The sequence below is a fragment of the Bradyrhizobium sp. R2.2-H genome, assembly GCF_004346455.1.
Classification (GTDB): domain Bacteria; phylum Pseudomonadota; class Alphaproteobacteria; order Rhizobiales; family Xanthobacteraceae; genus Bradyrhizobium; species Bradyrhizobium diversitatis.
This window is the reverse complement of record NZ_SMBR01000001.1, coordinates 744,966-760,571: the sequence shown is the minus strand read 5'-3', so window position 1 is coordinate 760,571 and position 15,606 is coordinate 744,966. Positions and strand designations below refer to the sequence as shown.

General features: G+C 62.9%; 14 protein-coding genes. 4 read left to right on the top strand and 10 right to left on the bottom strand.

The genetic code is table 11. The annotated features are described in order from the left end of the window. Window positions 1-32 precede the first annotated feature (32 nt). From EDE08_RS03625 to EDE08_RS03610, 4 genes are all read right to left on the bottom strand, one after another. Window positions 33-1,472, bottom strand: coding sequence for a DUF1254 domain-containing protein (locus EDE08_RS03625; protein WP_131867462.1), 1,440 nt, complete (start codon window positions 1,470-1,472; stop codon window positions 33-35). A gap of 148 nt (window positions 1,473-1,620) precedes the next feature. Further along, window positions 1,621-3,051, bottom strand: a complete 1,431-nt coding sequence (locus EDE08_RS03620; RefSeq protein ID WP_131867460.1) for a DUF1254 domain-containing protein — start codon at window positions 3,049-3,051, stop codon at window positions 1,621-1,623. A 94-nt stretch (window positions 3,052-3,145) separates the two neighbouring features. Continuing rightward, a complete protein-coding gene (locus EDE08_RS03615; protein ID WP_502700561.1) occupies window positions 3,146-3,805 on the bottom strand; it encodes a hypothetical protein in 660 nt (219 codons plus the stop codon). 202 nt (window positions 3,806-4,007) lie between these two features. Beyond that, entirely contained in the window at window positions 4,008-4,562 is a 555-nt protein-coding gene (locus EDE08_RS03610) for a helix-turn-helix domain-containing protein (protein WP_131867225.1), read from the bottom strand. A gap of 106 nt (window positions 4,563-4,668) precedes the next feature. Between EDE08_RS03610 and EDE08_RS03605 the strand changes: the two genes are divergently transcribed. Further along, a complete protein-coding gene (locus EDE08_RS03605; RefSeq protein WP_131867223.1) occupies window positions 4,669-5,670 on the top strand; it encodes an AraC family transcriptional regulator in 1,002 nt (333 codons plus the stop codon). A gap of 103 nt (window positions 5,671-5,773) precedes the next feature. Here the strand turns inward: EDE08_RS03605 and EDE08_RS03600 are convergent, their stop codons facing one another. The 4 genes from EDE08_RS03600 to EDE08_RS03585 all read right to left on the bottom strand — a co-directional run bounded on the left by EDE08_RS03600 (window position 5,774) and on the right by EDE08_RS03585 (window position 9,673). After that, entirely contained in the window at window positions 5,774-6,178 is a 405-nt protein-coding gene (locus tag EDE08_RS03600; protein WP_131867221.1) for a YccF domain-containing protein, read from the bottom strand. 81 nt (window positions 6,179-6,259) lie between these two features. Further along, window positions 6,260-7,054, bottom strand: a complete 795-nt coding sequence (locus EDE08_RS03595; RefSeq protein ID WP_131867219.1) for an enoyl-CoA hydratase/isomerase family protein — start codon at window positions 7,052-7,054, stop codon at window positions 6,260-6,262. A 107-nt stretch (window positions 7,055-7,161) separates the two neighbouring features. Next, entirely contained in the window at window positions 7,162-8,706 is a 1,545-nt protein-coding gene (locus EDE08_RS03590) for an acyl-CoA synthetase (RefSeq protein WP_131867217.1), read from the bottom strand. Window positions 8,707-8,863: 157 nt separating this feature from the next. Beyond that, window positions 8,864-9,673 (bottom strand): crotonase/enoyl-CoA hydratase family protein, encoded by an 810-nt coding sequence (locus tag EDE08_RS03585; protein WP_131867215.1) that lies wholly within the window; start codon window positions 9,671-9,673, stop codon window positions 8,864-8,866. Between the two features lie 105 nt (window positions 9,674-9,778). Between EDE08_RS03585 and EDE08_RS03580 the strand changes: the two genes are divergently transcribed. Both EDE08_RS03580 and EDE08_RS03575 read left to right on the top strand, forming a co-directional pair. After that, window positions 9,779-10,651: an SDR family oxidoreductase gene (locus tag EDE08_RS03580; protein ID WP_131867213.1), complete on the top strand. Its 873-nt coding sequence runs from the start codon at window positions 9,779-9,781 to the stop codon at window positions 10,649-10,651. A gap of 281 nt (window positions 10,652-10,932) precedes the next feature. Then, the gene (locus tag EDE08_RS03575) at window positions 10,933-12,510 is read left to right on the top strand and encodes a fatty acid--CoA ligase (RefSeq protein ID WP_131867211.1); all 1,578 of its coding nucleotides are present in this window, start codon (window positions 10,933-10,935) and stop codon (window positions 12,508-12,510) included. 197 nt (window positions 12,511-12,707) lie between these two features. On the opposite strand, the gene EDE08_RS03570 is transcribed toward EDE08_RS03575, so the two are convergent. After that, the gene (locus EDE08_RS03570) at window positions 12,708-13,982 is read right to left on the bottom strand and encodes an acyl-CoA dehydrogenase family protein (RefSeq protein ID WP_131867209.1); all 1,275 of its coding nucleotides are present in this window, start codon (window positions 13,980-13,982) and stop codon (window positions 12,708-12,710) included. Between the two features lie 213 nt (window positions 13,983-14,195). Between EDE08_RS03570 and EDE08_RS03565 the strand changes: the two genes are divergently transcribed. Continuing rightward, a complete protein-coding gene (locus tag EDE08_RS03565) occupies window positions 14,196-14,975 on the top strand; it encodes an enoyl-CoA hydratase-related protein (protein WP_131867207.1) in 780 nt (259 codons plus the stop codon). 250 nt (window positions 14,976-15,225) lie between these two features. Here EDE08_RS03565 and EDE08_RS03555 read toward each other — a convergent pair whose 3' ends face one another. After that, window positions 15,226-15,603: a DUF6285 domain-containing protein gene (locus EDE08_RS03555; protein ID WP_131867203.1), complete on the bottom strand. Its 378-nt coding sequence runs from the start codon at window positions 15,601-15,603 to the stop codon at window positions 15,226-15,228. Window positions 15,604-15,606: the final 3 nt, after the last annotated feature.

Below are 15,606 nucleotides of genomic sequence, written 5' to 3'. Positions count from 1 at the left end.
ATTTGCCGAATCGATCTGCATTCGGACGACTGTCAAACCCGCTTGATGCCAGGCGGCTGCCAGCTCCCTTCGCCGGCCGGCAGGATCGAAGGTGCTTCGCTCTTCGGCCAGTACAAGCGCATGACAAGATAGATCGTGTCATTGGGCGCAGGCAGCCAGTTTGCTTCCTTGTCCGCGCCGGGGCTGTCCTTCTGGATGTAGAGGGTGAGCGAGCCATCCCCATTCTTCTTCATGCCGGGCAACATCGGCGAGTTGATGAGGTAGCGGCTGATCGGGTTCTTGACCAGGAGTTGGCTCTTGCCGTCATACATCGTCACCGACCAGAAGGAGTTCACCGGTGGCAGTTGTCCCGCCGGGAAGGTCAGTGTGTAATTGTGCTTGCTGCCGTCGAGCGTCCGGCCATCGCTGTCAACACGCGTGAACGGATAGGTCGCTTCCGCCGGGTCATTGCCGTAAATGCCGGCCTGAGCGGCGACGGCTCGCTTCAACCAGTCGCCATTGTAGTGGGCGCTATCGCCTGGAAGACCGCTAACGCGCCAGCCGTTGATCGCTTTGCCGGCAGATGCGACGGCCTCGTCCACCTTCCGCTGCCCCTCCTTCATGCCGAGGCCAAGCTCCAGCTTGTGCTCCAGTGGCAGGTCCTTGAAGTTGAGGGTCTTGCCCGGCCCGACCCCGATGCGTGCCAGCTTGGAGCGTATCCCCTTCTCATTATCCTGTGCCGGCGCGAATTGTAGCGCGAAGTCGAGATAATCGAAGAAGTTGGTCTTCACGAGTTCCTTGTCGATCTTGGGGAAGTCGATGGTCGGCGCGGCCGGCGGCGGCGTCTGTTTCAGATAAGCCGAGAGCATCTGCACCTTGTAGCCAGCTTGCACCTTCTTGACGTTGTCGAGATCATCCGGGCCGAAAAGCTGGGTGCGATAGCCCGCGAGGGATAACTGTGTGCTCGAACGAAACACCCGCTTGATGCCCGCCGGGGTGTCGCCCTTCCAGTCGGGCCCGACCACCATGTAGTCGCCTGCCTCGCTCCCTGTGGCTCGGGTGCCGATATACCCGTAATTGTAGGTATTGCCGTCGCAGAGCATGACCGAGTAGTAGCGCTTCGGGTCGATTGCCGGCACCGAGAGCACCACCGGCTCCGCCCGCAAATCCAGCCACACGAAGGAATAGGGCGTGTCGCTATTGGGCGTGACGATTGCCGTATCCTTGTAGGTGTAGACATTCGGCTCGTTCTTGATTTGGTTGAACGGTGCCTTGAACTGCCCCGAATTGCGGTCGACCGCGTATTCGTACATGATTGCATAGTTCATCACGATTGGCAGGCCATAGATGAAACCTACCTCGGCGATGTCCTTGGCCTCCAACAGCCCGGGCCAATCGGCTTTGTTCTGCGCGATTGCCGGGGTGGACTTGGCCGTCGTGACGGCGAGCGCAGTCAGCGCAGCGGAGCGAAGCAGATCGCGTTTCGTCAACATGGGACGCTCTCCTTTGTTACCATTGTTCTTTTGTTCGGCGGCCGCCAGCGCCAAGGCGCTGGGCCTAGATGTCGGAGCGGATGAGGCCATAGCCGCAGGCCGGACCAGCCGAGGTATTTGAGAGTTTGTGCTGTCGTTTGCCTTCGGCTCAGGTGACCTGCTTGACCGGCGGAATCTTCCAAGATCCATTGATGATCGAGGGGCTCTTCTCGTTCGGCCAATACAGCCGCATCATCAGGACAAAATCGCCTGACGGTGCGGGAAGCCAGTTGGATTCCTTGTCCTTCCCCGGCGAGTCCTTCTGGATGTAGAGATCGGTGGAGCCGTCAGGATTCGATTTCAAATTCTGTCGCGCGCTGATCGAATAGCGGTCGAGTGGATTGGCCACGAAGAAATAGTTCGAATCGTACATCGTCAACGACCAGAACCCGAGCGCCGGCGGCAGTTGCCCCTTGGCAAATCGCAGCACGTATTTGTTGGCACCGTTGTATTTGCGGCCCTCAGCGTCTTTCAGCGATGTCGGATATACGGCGTCCTGCGGCCGGTTGGCACCGAGCCCGATGGCGGTCACCAGCGCGCGCATCAGATAGTCGGTACCGTAGATGCCGGTCTTGGTGGTGAAGCCCCAGCCGCTCTCGTCCTTCATGTCCTTGTTGATCTTGAACTGAAGCATGATGCGATCGAAGCCGATTTCCGGAACTCGCTTGACGAAATCTGCCTTGAGCTTGCTTGCGTCGAAATCCTGCCCGGGCACGATTCCGATCCTCGCGAACTTGGCGAGTTGCGGCGCGTCGGCGGCCGCCGGCGGATTGTCCTTCATGAGCTTGCAGAGCAACGTGAAATAGGCCGTCGCATCCATGCGATTGACCTGATCACGAACAGCAGTCTTCATGTCGATGGAAGCATCGACCTTGCCTTGGGGCGGTGTGTAGGGCTTGCCATAGGAGCTCAGCGGGACCAGCTTGCATTCGTCCTGCAGCTTGTGCACCTCGGCGTAGTCTTCGGGCGTGCCGGTGCAATAGATGCGGCCGAGCAGCCACACCATGCTGGTGGGCGACTTGTATTCCTTGACGCCGGGCGGCAGCGTGCCCTTCCATCCGGGGCCCGTGATGGCGTAGGTCTGCGCGCCGGTGCCGGTCGTCCGCTTGCCCGGCACCTGGAATACCGTCGTCCAGCCGTCCAGCATCGGGAAGAGTGCGTAACGACCCTTCATGTCCGGAATGCTGAGCACCCACGGTTCTTTGCCGACGTCGAAGAACGCACTGGTGTAAAGCGTGTCTGCATTTGGTGCCGTCACGTCGCGGAAGGACGCATCAGGATACTTGCGCAGCTTGATGATCTGGCCCATCGGCGCGCGCGTGCCGACCGGCGTTGCAACGTTGGTGATGACACGGCGCGTCATCTCCATCGTCACGAGCGGATAGCCGAAGATATAGGCGTCGGTGGCGAGTGCGAACTCCTCGAGTCCCTCGCCGATGCCGAGAAGTTCGCCGAGCTCGGCGTGGCCCATCGTGCTTATCGAGGAACTAGCGAGCAGGCTGATGCCGCCGATCGTTACGTTGCGACGGGTGATATCCATCATACGAACTCCGTTGAAATGAAGAACTGGAAATCTTTCGATGCGTTGGTCGCTCAATTCACCGAGCTAAGGGGAAACCCGCTCCTCTCTCGTCTCAATAGCAGGGCGGATACGGGTAATAGCCGCATGCCGGCCGCGCGTAGGGGTGATAGTACGCAGCCGCGCCATATGCGGCGCCTGCATACATCGCGCCGCGGAACGCGCTACGCCGGGCAACGCCGGCGAACGACATCGGCGTGAATGGCCGCCCGATGATGTCGATGAAGAGGGCAGCGCCACCGTCGGCGTCGGCAAGATCGCCTTCCAGAGTCTGGACATGGAAGGTGAGCTTGTCGCCCTCGAGCTTCGGGTTCTTGAGGACCACGACGGCGTCCTTGACTGAACCATCCTTGCCCAGCACGGAAACGGTCGCGTTCGGAGGATTTTTGGTGAAACTGTCGTCACCCGATCCCCACTCCGCGATCACGTCGGCGGTCGCCTGGTGGCCTGCGGACCGTACTGGACGGTCGGCAAATATGATGGAGCTGGGCGATACGCCGGTCAAAGTGAGTGTGTCGCCTTGCAACGTGGCGCCGCGGGAGTTGAGCACGAACAGCGACGGCACGATCTCGGGTTTGGCTGAGGCTGCTGGCGTGCCGATGGTCTTCATGGACGACGGTGCCGCCGCGTTCTGGGCGAGCGACGCACTGGCGCTGCAAAACGTCATGGCCAGGGCGAGAATTGCGATAATCCGATCTAGTCCAGCGATCCGCATGTGACGTTCACTCCTGTTTGCCGCTCGTCTTTTTCGTTTGCTGTTGCCTGCCAAAACCCAATGGTTAGCGGCAGGTATTCCAAATGCCTGCATGACGCGCTTCCCGGTTCACTGACAATCGAGGCACGCTCGCACAGCGTGCAGAATGATCTCTCGATGTCGCCGCGTCTTGCCATTTCGCGCCAATCATTCCGAGGTCGAGTTAGTCATTTCGAGGTCCTGAGAAGCGCTTGCCTGCCGGCTTTCGGGCAAAAGGACCGCATTTCGAGCCATTCGTCCGGTTTGACTGCTGTCGCCGATAGGCAATGGGTTGGATCTTCATCAAGCGCGCGAAGTTGCGGCTGAAGCTGCTGGCACCTGCGAAACCCAAACGCGCAGCGATGTCGGCGATGTTTTCGTCCGATTCCGCGAGCAGATGGCAGGCGGTGTCGAGCCGAACCTCCGCGACGAGCTCAGCGTAGGTGGTGCCCATCTCGGCAAGGCGGCGCTGCAGCGAGCGGGCACTGATGCCGAGCCGGTGCGCCGTTTGCGGGAGCACCGCACGGTCCTGGCGCAGCGACGCGGCGATGGCCGCCCGGACAGCGTATCGGGACGGCGTGGAGACTCGCTTCATGATGCGGCGCAAAACCTCCGCTCTTCCGACATATTCGCCAATGTTTACGCAGAAGACGCCATGACGTATGGCCATCGCGCGCCAAAATGCGACCTCGCCGACCGTTGCGAAGGGTAGCACCGGCATGATGCCGCAGCGTGGCAAGGTTGATCTCGAACTCAGTCTAAAGTAGCATCATGCGCAAGGCGCACGGTTGCATCACCTTGGGAGGCCGGGACAGCGGAAAGCCGTGTCGTCCCGGGGCACGACCATGAAGGCCATTGTCGTGGCGCGTTGCGCCCTGCTTGCACCTTTCGTCGAGGTTTTGAACGAGGCCGGGGCCCCGGCTGAACGGATGCTGAGCAGGTTCGGCCTGCCAGCACATCCCGAACAGAAGCCCAACGACTATTTCCCGCTCATTCCCGCCCTTCAGTTCGCAACGATTGCACAATCATCGCAGGGGATTACGGATCTTGGATTTCGGGCCGTCCAACGAATGCACTTTGGTCATATGAGTGACCAACTTCAAGCTGCGGTTCGCCACGCGCCGACCCTGTTTTCCGTCTTGGAGCAATGGTGTCAGCTTATCCAGATCGAAGACAACTTCGTCCGCTATTGGCTCGAGCGTCATGATGACCTCTTGAGGGTTTGCAACAGCATCTCCGGAACTGCTGGAACTCTGCATCTCGAGCATACGCAATGGCTGCAGAACGTGATGATGGTGTACGTCATCCGCCAGTTTGCAGGGCCGAATTGGGCGCCGGCGACGATCGCCTTTGAAGCTCGATACACGCCTGGTCCCGAGACCCAATCCCGGTGGCCTCACACCCGCTTCCTATCGGGTCAGAAGGTTTCATGGATTGATGTGCCCATTTCAATGCTGAGCTTGCCCAATCCGGTGAAGCCCGCGGCATCAGGTCCATCGGAGCGCGAGTTTCGGCGTATCGGCACCGATGCCATAACATCGCTCAAGATGATGCTTCCATCGTACCTGGATGAGGGCCCCCCCGGCATCGCCGAGGTGGCGGAGATCGCCGGGATCAGCGTAAGAAGCCTTCAGCGCGGCCTCGCAAGCGCAGGACTGACATACTCTCGTTTGCTCGATCAGGTCCGGTTCGAGAAAGGAGCCGACTTGCTGCGCAAGACGGACGCCAGAATAATCGATGTTGCGTTTGCCACGGGTTACACCGACCCGGCTCACTTTGCCCGTGCGTTCCGCCGCATGGCGGGCATAACGCCAAGCGAGTTTCGAGAGAACTCGCCGCGAGCCTAGCGATGCGAAAGTCCCACAGGAGCGTCGATTGCCGCGAGGCTCCAAAGTCTGCTTCGCCGGAGCGCACCGGCCCCCGCGACCGACATAGACGCGTCCGCGCGCCTCAAGCCGGCACGATCACCTTGCCGATCGGCCAGAGCGCGATGCCCGCGAGCTTGAGATGGGCCCAGGCGAAGGGGATGCCGATGATGGTGATCGCGAGGACCAGCGCGGTCAGGACGTGGCCGAGCGCCAGCCACCAGCCGGCGAGCACGAACCAGATGATGTTGCCGATCACCCCGAGCGGGCCGGTGCCTATATCCTCGACACCGGTGACGTCATAGCGATTGACCGCGCGCGAGCCGAACGGCAGCAGCGTGTAGACGGCGATGTTGAACGCCGCCCGCGCCCAGGGCAGGCCGATGATGGTGATGGCCATGATGATGGCAGCCACCAGCCAGCCGAACGCCATCCAGGCGCCGCCGATCAGGATCCAGAGGATGTTGAGCAGCATGGAAACGGGGGTCATGGGATGATCCAGAGGTCAATGACCCCGCTCATATAGGCACGAAATCTGTCGCTGCTAAGACGACCCGCCAGGCACAACCCGCTACCGCCCCTGGAATTTCGGATCGCGCTTCTCCATGAAGGCCTTGATGCCCTCGGCCATGTCCTCAGTCTTGAACAGCGGCAGGAGCTGCAGATAGACATGATGAACGTGGTCGGGGAAGTTTTCGTTCAGGCCCATCCGCATCATGCGCTTGGAGGCCTGCACCGCGAGCGGCGCGTTGGCGGCGATCTCGCGGGCGATCGCCGTGGCACGGCTCATCAGCTCGGCATCCGGCACCACCTCGTTGGCGAGGCCCCATTCCAGGCACTCGCGGGCGCCAAGCGTGCGGCCCGTGAAGATCAGCTCGGAGGCCTTGGCCCAGCCGAGCATGCGCGGCAACAGCCAGGTGCCGCCGGACTCCGGCACCACGCCGCGCTTGACGAAGGCTGCGGCGAGCTTTGCGGACTCAGCCATGATGCGGATGTCGCAGCCCAGCGCAGTATCCATACCGTACCCAGCCGCGCCGCCGTTGACGGCGCAGATGGTCGGCTTGTCCATCGCATGCAGGACCGTCGGCGGGGTGTTGCGGAGGTTGATCGTGGTCGGGGAGGACGCCGCGCTGAGGCCGTTTCCGTCGCGCTCCTTGCGCAGGTCGAGGCCGGCGCAGAACGCCTTGCCCTTGCCGGTGAGGATCACGACGCGGACATTCCTGTCCTCATTGGCCTCGGTCAGCAGACGGGCGAGATCGTTCAGCATCGGCCCGGAGATCGTGTTCATGCGCTCCGGCGCGTTCAGCGTGATGGTCGCGATGTGGTCGGCGACTGCGTAGAGGACTTCGTTGGCGGCGTCGGTCATGGGAGCCCCTCCTCATCGGTTCTTGTAGCCCGGATGAGCGAAGCGCCATCCGGGGCCTTAACTCGCACTGTCCCGGATATCGCTTCGCTCATCCGGGCTACGCAACGTCAGATCTTCCGGCCCACCTGCTCCCAATAGGGATCGCGAAGGCGGCGCTTGAAGATCTTGCCGGAATCTTCGCGCGGCAGCCCGGAGCGGATCTCGATGTGCCTGGGGACCTTGTAGTCGGCCAGATGCGCCTTCAACGCGGCGCGGACTCCGGCTTCATCGAGCGTGACACCGGCCTGCGGCTCGACCACCGCCATCAGCGCCTCACCGAATTCAGCGTCGGGGATGCCGAACACGGCGCAATCATGCACGCCGGGCACGGCATGCAGCACGGACTCGATCTCGGCCGGGTAGATGTTGACGCCACCCGAGATCACCATGTCGCGCTTGCGGTCGCAGATGAAGACGTAGCCGTCCTCGTCGATGTAACCGACGTCGCCGGAGGTGATGAAGCCGTCGCGGTCGATCTCGGCGCGCTTCTCCGGCTTGTTGTGATAGGTGAAATCGGCCATCTCGGCCATGCGGGAATAGATCTCGCCGATCTCGCCGACGCCAAGCACGCGGCCGTCCTCGCCGATGAACCGCAATTCGGCGCCCGGCGAAATCCTGCCGACGGTACCGGGCTTCTTCAGCGCGTCCTCCGACGTCGCGAAGGTGACGGCGCTGGATTCGGTCGAGCCGTAGAACTCGTAGATCACCGGTCCCCACCATTCGATCATGGCGCGCTTGACGTCTGCCGGGCATGGCGCGGCGGCGTGGATGACGTGGCGCAGCGAGGAGACGTCGTACTTTCTGCGCACCGGCTCGGGCAGCTTCATCAGGCGGATGAACATGGTCGGCACCATGAAGATGGTGTCGATCTCATAGCGCTCGATCAGTTCCAGGAACTCCTCGGCTTCGAAGCGCGGCATCAGCACCAGCGCGCCGCCGAGCTTGCCGGCACGGATGCCGAAGGAGTTCGGCGCCGAGTGATAGAGCGGGCCCGGCAGCAGCGCGCGGGCGCCGGGCTTGAGCCCGTAGATCATCGCGCGCATGCGCTCGCCGGCCGCGGCCTGCTCCGGCGTCGGCGCGTTGCGCCGCACGCCCTTGGGATGGCCTGTCGTGCCCGACGTGTAGATCATGTTCATGGGCTGCGGCACGATCGGGCCGTCATAGGGCCGGTGCTGCGCGAGCCACGTCTCAAAATCGATCGCGAAATCGGGCGTCGTCAGATGATCTGGATCGATCTTGTAGTTGGAGAGGATTTCCGGCGGCGTCGGCACGCTGAGCACGGTGACGCCCTTCGGTATCGCATCGCGCAAGGCATGCAGCATGTCGGCATGTCCGATCAGCACGGAAGTGCCGGTGTCGCCGAGGATGTAGGTGATCTCCTCCGGCTTGAAGTGCCAGTTGATCGGCACGCCATAGGCGCCGAGCCGCATCGCGGCGTAGGCGGCTTCGAGGAAGGCGATGTCGTTACGCATCAGCATGCAGACGCAATCGCCAGGCTTGACGCCGAGCTTGGCGAGGCCGGAGGCGATGCGGTCGCTACGGTCTGCGACCTCGGCATGGGCACGACGGCGCTCGCCGGAGACGATGCCGAGGAATTGGGGCGTTTCGCTCATTGTTGCTTTTCCGATCTTTCGTCGGGTTCGAGAATGCGGCCAAACCTACCGTCGTCATTCCGGGATGCGCCAAAGGCGCAGGCCCGGAATCCATACTCCCGATCGTGGTTATGGATTCCGAGCTCGATGCTTCGCATCGCCCCGGAATGACGGAAAGCTAATCCGCGAACTTCGGCGCGCGCTTCTCCAAGTTGGCGCGGACCGCTTCGGTTTGGTTGGCGCTGCCGATCAGCTTCTGCTGCTCGACGGACTCGGCAAGCAGCGCCGGGCCGGGATCGACCGCGAGATTGTTGAGCAGGCGCTTTGCCGCGCGGATCGCATCGGGGCTCTTGCCGGCGATCTCGCGCGCGGCTTCGAGGGCGCTCGCGCGCGGGTCGTCGCAGATGCGCGTGGCGAGGCCGTATGTCATGGCTTCCTGTGCCGAGAAGATGCGCCCTGTGTAGGTGAGATCGCGCAGGATGTCGTCGCGCACGAGCGAGGCCAGGATCGGCGTGCCGGCCATGTCCGGCACGAGGCCCCATTTGATCTCCATGATCGACATCCGCGCATCCGCCGAGAGAAAGCGCATGTCGGCACCGAGCGAGAGCTGGAAACCGCCGCCGAACGCAACGCCGTGCACGGCCGCGATCACGGGTACCGGAAGCTGGCGCCAGCCCCACACCGCAGCTTGCGGAAAGTTCGCCTGGCCGTGCGTGCGCTTGGTGAGATCGCGATTTTCGCCACCCGGAATTCCGTTGCCGCCCTTCTCCTTCATGGCGGCAAAACGCCCCATGTCGAGCCCGGCGCAGAAGGCGCGTCCTTCACCCGACAGCACGACGGCGCGCAGGCCTTTCTCCCTGGAAAGCCGCTCGGTTGCGGCGACAAGGGCCTCGAACATCGCCTGATCGAGCGCATTCATCTTGTCCGCGCGTACCAGCCGCACGTCGGCGACGCCTTCCGAGATCGAGATCGAGACGCGCTCTTCCATGGACGAATTCTCCCCTGTTCTTGTTCAGTGCCGCTTTACAGGACGCTGGCGGCCGGATTTAGTCAATCGACCAATTAACTGACAATCCCTACGGGGGAAACAGCCATGTTCAAGGAAAATCTTCTCGCCGGCCGGAGCATTCTCGTGACCGGCGGCGGCACAGGTCTCGGCAAGTCGATGGCGGCGCGCTTCCTCCAGCTCGGCGCCGACGTGCACATTTGCGGCCGACGTAAGATCGTCTGCGACGAGACCGCGACCGAGCTGATGGATCGCCATGGCGGCCGCGTCACCAGCCACGGCGTCGACATCCGCAACGCGCTCGCGGTCGAGGAGATGGTGGAGAACATCTTCCGCGAGGCTCCGCTGACCGACCTCATCAACAACGCCGCCGGCAATTTCATCTCGCGCACCGAGGAACTGTCGCCGCGCGGCTTCGATGCCGTCGCCAACATCGTCATGCACGGCACCTTCTACGTGACACATGCGGTCGGCAAGCGCTGGATCGCCTTGAAGCAGCCCGGCAACGTCGTCTCGATCACCACGACCTGGGTGCGCAACGGCTCGCCTTACGTGGTGCCGTCGGCAATGAGCAAGTCGGCGATCCACGCCATGACGATGTCGCTGGCGACCGAATGGGGCCGCTACGGCATCCGCCTCAACACCATCGCCCCGGGCGAGATCCCGACCGAAGGCATGAGCAAGCGCATCAAGCCCGGTGACGAGGCCGGCGCGCGTACCAAGGCGATGAACCCGATGGGCCGCGTCGGCACCATGGAGGAACTGCAGAACGTCGCCGTGTTCCTGATCTCCGGCGGCTGCGACTGGATCAACGGCGAGACCATCGCGATGGACGGCGCGCAGGCCCTCGCCATGGGCGGCAATTTCTATCAGCTCCGCGACTGGAGCGACGACGACTGGAAGACCGCGCGCGAGAGCATCATGGCGCAGAACGAGAAGGACCGGGCGAAGCGGGGGTGAGGACGCGTTGCGAGTGCGCGCATATGTAAGGGGCTAGGTCTTTCGCCCCGCCCTCACCTGTCGTCCCCGCGAACGCGGGGACCCATAACCACAGGGAACAATGTCGCGCGAGTCGGTAACTCCGAGTCTTCGCCAAACCACTTCCTGTGATTATGGGTCCCGGATCTGCGCGCGCCTATGGCGCGCTTGTCCGGGACGACAGCTTGCCTTCTCGCGTATTGTCTTTACTGGCAGATGACGCCACACTCCCAGGCATAAGAACAAGACGTCACGGGAGAAACATGTCCACACAGCCATTGGCGAACCTCGCCGACATGGTGCGCGAGCGCGCGAAGAGCCGCGGCAACGCCATCGCCTATGAATTCGAGAGCCGCCGCACCAGCTTTGCAGAGTTCGACATCAAGACCAACAAGGTCGCCAACGCCCTGATCGAGATGGGCCTGAAGAAGGGCGACCGTATCGCCTATCTCGGCAAGAACAGCGATCTCTATTTCGAGCTGCTGATGGGCGCGATGAAAGCCGGCGTCGTGATGGCGCCGGTGAACTGGCGGCTCGCGGGGCCCGAAGTCGCCTTCATCGTCGAAGACTGCAAAGCGGCGCTGCTTTTCGTCGGGCCGGAGTTCATCACACAGGTCCGCCAGATCAGGGACCGGCTGCCCGGCGTGCGCACCGTCATCACCACCGAAGGCGGCGCACCGGAGTGGCCGGACTTTACGGCCTGGCGCGATGCACAGAGTGGCGACGACCCGAAAGTGCCGATCGACACCAGGGACATCGCGATCCAGCTCTACACCTCGGGCACGACAGGCAAGCCGAAGGGCGCGATGCTGAGCCACGCGAACTTCCTCAACTTGGTGCAGACAGGCAATGCCGAGGACAAGCCGGAATGGAACCGGTGGTCGACCGATGACGTCTCGCTGGTCGCGATGCCGATCTTCCACATCGGCGGCTCCGGCTGGGGTGTGATGGGGCTCTATCATGGCGCCCGCGGCGTGATCGCGCGCGAATTCGATCCGACCAAGGTTCTGGACTTCTTCGAGCAGTTGGGCATCACGAAGCTGTTCATGGTGCCGGCGGCGATGCAGTTCGTTGTGCGGCAGCCGCGCGCCAGGACGGTCGATTTCTCGCGGTTGAAATACATGCTCTACGGCGCTTCCCCGATTCCGGCGGCGCTGCTGAAGGAGTGCATCGACGTCTTCAAATGCGGCTTCGTGCAGATGTACGGCATGACCGAGACCACCGGCACCATCGTCGCGCTGCCGCCGGAGGATCACGTCGAGGGACTCGAACGGATGCGCTCGGCGGGCAAGGCGCTACCGGGCGTCGAGATCGCGATCCTGGATCCGGACGGCAAGCCGCTGCCGCCGCGCCAGGTCGGCGAGATCGTGACGCGTTCGGGCTCGAACATGGCCGGCTACTGGAACTTGCCTGAAGCCACCGCTGCGACGCTGCGCAGCGACGGCTGGCTGCGCACGGGCGACGCCGGCTACATGGACGAGGACGGCTATCTCTACATCCACGACCGCATCAAGGACATGATCATCTCCGGCGGCGAGAACATCTACCCGGCCGAGGTCGAGAGCGCGCTGTGCGATCATCCTGATGTCGCCGAGGCCGCCGTGATCGGCGTGCCCGACGACAAATGGGGCGAGGCGGTGAAGGCGGTGGTGGTGATGAAACCGGGCAAGCAGGCGACCGCCACCGACATCATCAACTTCGCGCGCGAGCGTATCGCCGGCTACAAGACGCCGAAGAGCGTGGAATTCCTGCCGGCGCTGCCGCGCAATCCATCGGGCAAGATCCTGCGGCGGCAATTGCGGGAGCCCTATTGGGCGGGGAAGGATCGAAGGGTGAATTGATCCGCGGTCTATCCATTTCGTCGTCCCGGGGCGCGCGTAGCGCGAGCCCGGGACCCATATCCACAGGGTAGAGTTTGGCGACGACACGGAGTTGCTTTCCCGCGCCACACTTCTCCCTGGGGTTATGGGTCCCCGCCCCCGTGCGCAATTGCGCACTAGGCGGGGACGACTCGGGAGAGATAACGCGCGGTAACGACTCAATGCTTCCCCGGCCCCATATAGCCGAACAGGAACCCCGCCACTTTCCGCATCTGGATCTCCTCGCTGCCTTCGGTGATGCGGTAGCGGCGGTGGTGGCGGTAGATGTGCTCGAACGGCTTGTGGCGTGAATAGCCCATGCCGCCATGGACCTGCATGGCGCGGTCGGCGGATTCGCAGCAGAGGCGATTTGCCCAATAGTTGCACATCGAGACGCGATCGGAGAGCGTGCGCTCGATCTGTTCCTCGGTGAGCTGGTCCATCTCCCAGGCGGTCTTGCGGATCAACAGGCGCAGCATCTCGGCCTGGGTGGCGAGTTCGACCAGCGGAAACTGGATCGCCTGGTTCTCGGCGAGCGCCCGGCCGAACGGCTTGCGCTCGCGGGCATATTTGACGCTCTCGTTGATGCAGTAGACCGCAGCGCCCAGCGAGCTCGCCGCCTGCCGGATGCGGTTTTGGTGCACGAAGCACTGCGCCAGCGACAGGCCGCGACCGACCTCTCCGAACAGCGCATCTTCGGGCACGAACACGTCGGTGAAGCTGACGCGGGGATGATCGGTCGGCATGTTGAAGGTCCACATGTATTCCTCGACCTTGACGCCATAGCTCTTGGCCGGCACCAGGAAGCAGGTGATCCCTCGCGCATCGCCGTCGTTGCCCGACGTGCGCGCGAACAGCGCGCAGTGGGTGGCGACATGCATGCCGGTGGTCCACATCTTCTCGCCGTTGATGATCCAGCCCTTGACGTTGTCGCGGGTCGCAGGCACCGCGCGCGTTTCCATGTGGGTGGCATCCGAGCCGTGATGCGGCTCGGTCAGGCCGAACGTGATGCGGTACTTGCCCCTGATCGAGCCGTCGATCATCGCCTTCTGGTCGTCGCGGCCGTAGCGGTCGAGCATGGTGACGACGGGGAAGTTGCCGACGATCGAGTGCTCGTTCTGGAGATCGTTGTGGAGGCCAAGCCCCTTCGCTGCGAAGTGCTCGCGGATCACGGCCATCCAGAGGTTGGACCCGTCCTTGCCGCCATATTGCTTCGGCACCGGAAAACGCAGATGGCCGGCAGCGTCGGCGAGATCCTTGGCCTGGCGCAGCAGCGTTTCCCATTCGTGGCGCGGCAGACCGCCGTTCTCGAAATCGGTACGTGCCCATTCGCGGCGGTGGTCGAAGAAGCGGATGTTGTCGTCGGCCTCCTCCAGCGGCTTGATCTCGCGTTCGATGAAACGGTCGAGCTCTCCGAGATAGGCGACGAGATCGGCAGGCAGTGAGAAATCCAAGGGTTCTCTCCCGGAATGATTTTATCGTTTTGCGTTAAGGCGCTAGGGGCGTTAGTCCTTCGCGCGATTAAGCGGAGAAGAGCGCGCTCAAGTCAAGCAAGCCAAGGCGTGACGATTGCGCAAAGCACGCCAGCGCAATTCGATGGTGCTCCGTCGCCGACGCGCGCTACTATGCCACCAATATTCCTTGACGAGAAAATGCGGGGAGCGACCATGGAGCTGAAGTTTTCGAAAGTGGAACGCAAGGGGCCGATCACGATCGTCACGCTGTCGCGGCCCGAGGTCTACAACGCGCTGCACACCGATGCGCATTTCGAGCTTCAGAAGGTGTTCGACGATTTCTCCGGAGATCCGGAACAGTGGATTGCGATCGTCACCGGCGCCGGTGACAAGGCATTCTGCGCCGGCAACGACCTGAAGTGGCAGGCGGCCGGCGGCAAGCGCGGCTGGGACAAGGGCGGCTTTGCCGGCCTGACCTCGCGGTTCGACTGCGACAAGCCGATCATCGCTGCGGTCAATGGCGTCGCGATGGGCGGCGGCTTCGAGATCGCGCTGGCGTGCGACCTGATCATTGCGTCGGAGAACGCGACCTTCGCCCTGCCCGAGCCGCGCGTCGGCCTCGCCGCCCTCGCCGGCGGCCTGCACCGGCTGCCGCGGCAGATCGGGCTCAAGCGCGCGATGGGGATGATCCTGACCGCGCGCCATGTCAGCGCCAAGGAAGGGCTCGAGCTCGGCTTCGTCAACGAGGTCGTGCCGCAGGGCGAGGCACTCGCGGGCGCGCTGCGCTGGGCCGAGATGATCGCTAAGAATTCGCCGATGTCGATCCGGGCCTCGAAGCAGGCGATCCAGAAGGGGCTTGGCGTGTCGCTGGAACAGGCGATCGAGGAGCAGCGCGAGTATCCGGCGGTGAAGGCGATGGTCGCCTCGCAGGACTACATCGAGGGCCCGAAGGCGTTTGCGGAGAAGCGGCCGCCGAAATGGGTGGGGAAGTGACCCCGCTTTGCGTGGTCATTCCGGGGCGCGCCCCGCTTGGGCGCGAACCCGGAATCCATCAGGCGCCAGAACGCGTGGATGAATGGATTCCGGGTTCGTCGCTACGCGTCGCCCCGGAATGACGGCAGAGAGCGCGGGCGATTGCTTCAACACCGTCATTGCGAGCGCAGCGAAGCAATCCAGAATTGCATCCGCGGAAAGATTCTGGATTGTTTCGTCGCAAGAGCTCCTCGCAATGACGAGGAGAGGTTTACCTGTCTCTCGATAGCTCACGCTTATAGGACGCATAGTTCGGCTGATCGACGGCTAGCTTGTCCATCGTGGTCGCCCAGAGGTGATCGGCGAGGCCTGGGGTTGCGAGATCGACCTCGCCCTTGGCGATGCGCTCGGCGAGCGCGCGGTTGAGATCGGTAACCGAGCCATCAACACCAAGCAGCGCGCGCAGGCGCTCCACTTCCGCGGCATCGCTCCCCTCCTCCCGCGTCAGCTGCCGGGTCACGAGATCGAGGATGTTGACGGCGACGCGCAGCTTGAAGGCTTGGTGGCCGGAGATCAGCGGGTTGATGTCGTTGCGGAGGAAATCGGCGACGGACTTGGTCAGCTCGATCGGGGTCGGCTCGTCCTGCATGTG

Bases quoted from the DNA above. Each gene is read 5' to 3' on its own strand.
- EDE08_RS03555 (WP_131867203.1), bottom strand. From the start codon at position 15,603: ATGCAGGACGAGCCGACCCCGATCGAGCTGACCAAGTCCGTCGCCGAT.
- EDE08_RS03575 (WP_131867211.1), top strand. From the start codon at position 10,933: ATGTCCACACAGCCATTGGCGAACCTCGCCGACATGGTGCGCGAGCGC.
- EDE08_RS03625 (WP_131867462.1), bottom strand. From the start codon at position 1,472: ATGTTGACGAAACGCGATCTGCTTCGCTCCGCTGCGCTGACTGCGCTC.
- EDE08_RS03585 (WP_131867215.1), bottom strand. From the start codon at position 9,673: ATGGAAGAGCGCGTCTCGATCTCGATCTCGGAAGGCGTCGCCGACGTG.
- EDE08_RS03615 (WP_502700561.1), bottom strand. From the start codon at position 3,805: ATGCGGATCGCTGGACTAGATCGGATTATCGCAATTCTCGCCCTGGCC.
- EDE08_RS03590 (WP_131867217.1), bottom strand. From the start codon at position 8,706: ATGAGCGAAACGCCCCAATTCCTCGGCATCGTCTCCGGCGAGCGCCGT.
- EDE08_RS03580 (WP_131867213.1), top strand. From the start codon at position 9,779: ATGTTCAAGGAAAATCTTCTCGCCGGCCGGAGCATTCTCGTGACCGGC.
- EDE08_RS03600 (WP_131867221.1), bottom strand. From the start codon at position 6,178: ATGACCCCCGTTTCCATGCTGCTCAACATCCTCTGGATCCTGATCGGC.
- EDE08_RS03565 (WP_131867207.1), top strand. From the start codon at position 14,196: ATGGAGCTGAAGTTTTCGAAAGTGGAACGCAAGGGGCCGATCACGATC.
- EDE08_RS03595 (WP_131867219.1), bottom strand. From the start codon at position 7,054: ATGACCGACGCCGCCAACGAAGTCCTCTACGCAGTCGCCGACCACATC.
- EDE08_RS03620 (WP_131867460.1), bottom strand. From the start codon at position 3,051: ATGGATATCACCCGTCGCAACGTAACGATCGGCGGCATCAGCCTGCTC.
- EDE08_RS03605 (WP_131867223.1), top strand. From the start codon at position 4,669: ATGAAGGCCATTGTCGTGGCGCGTTGCGCCCTGCTTGCACCTTTCGTC.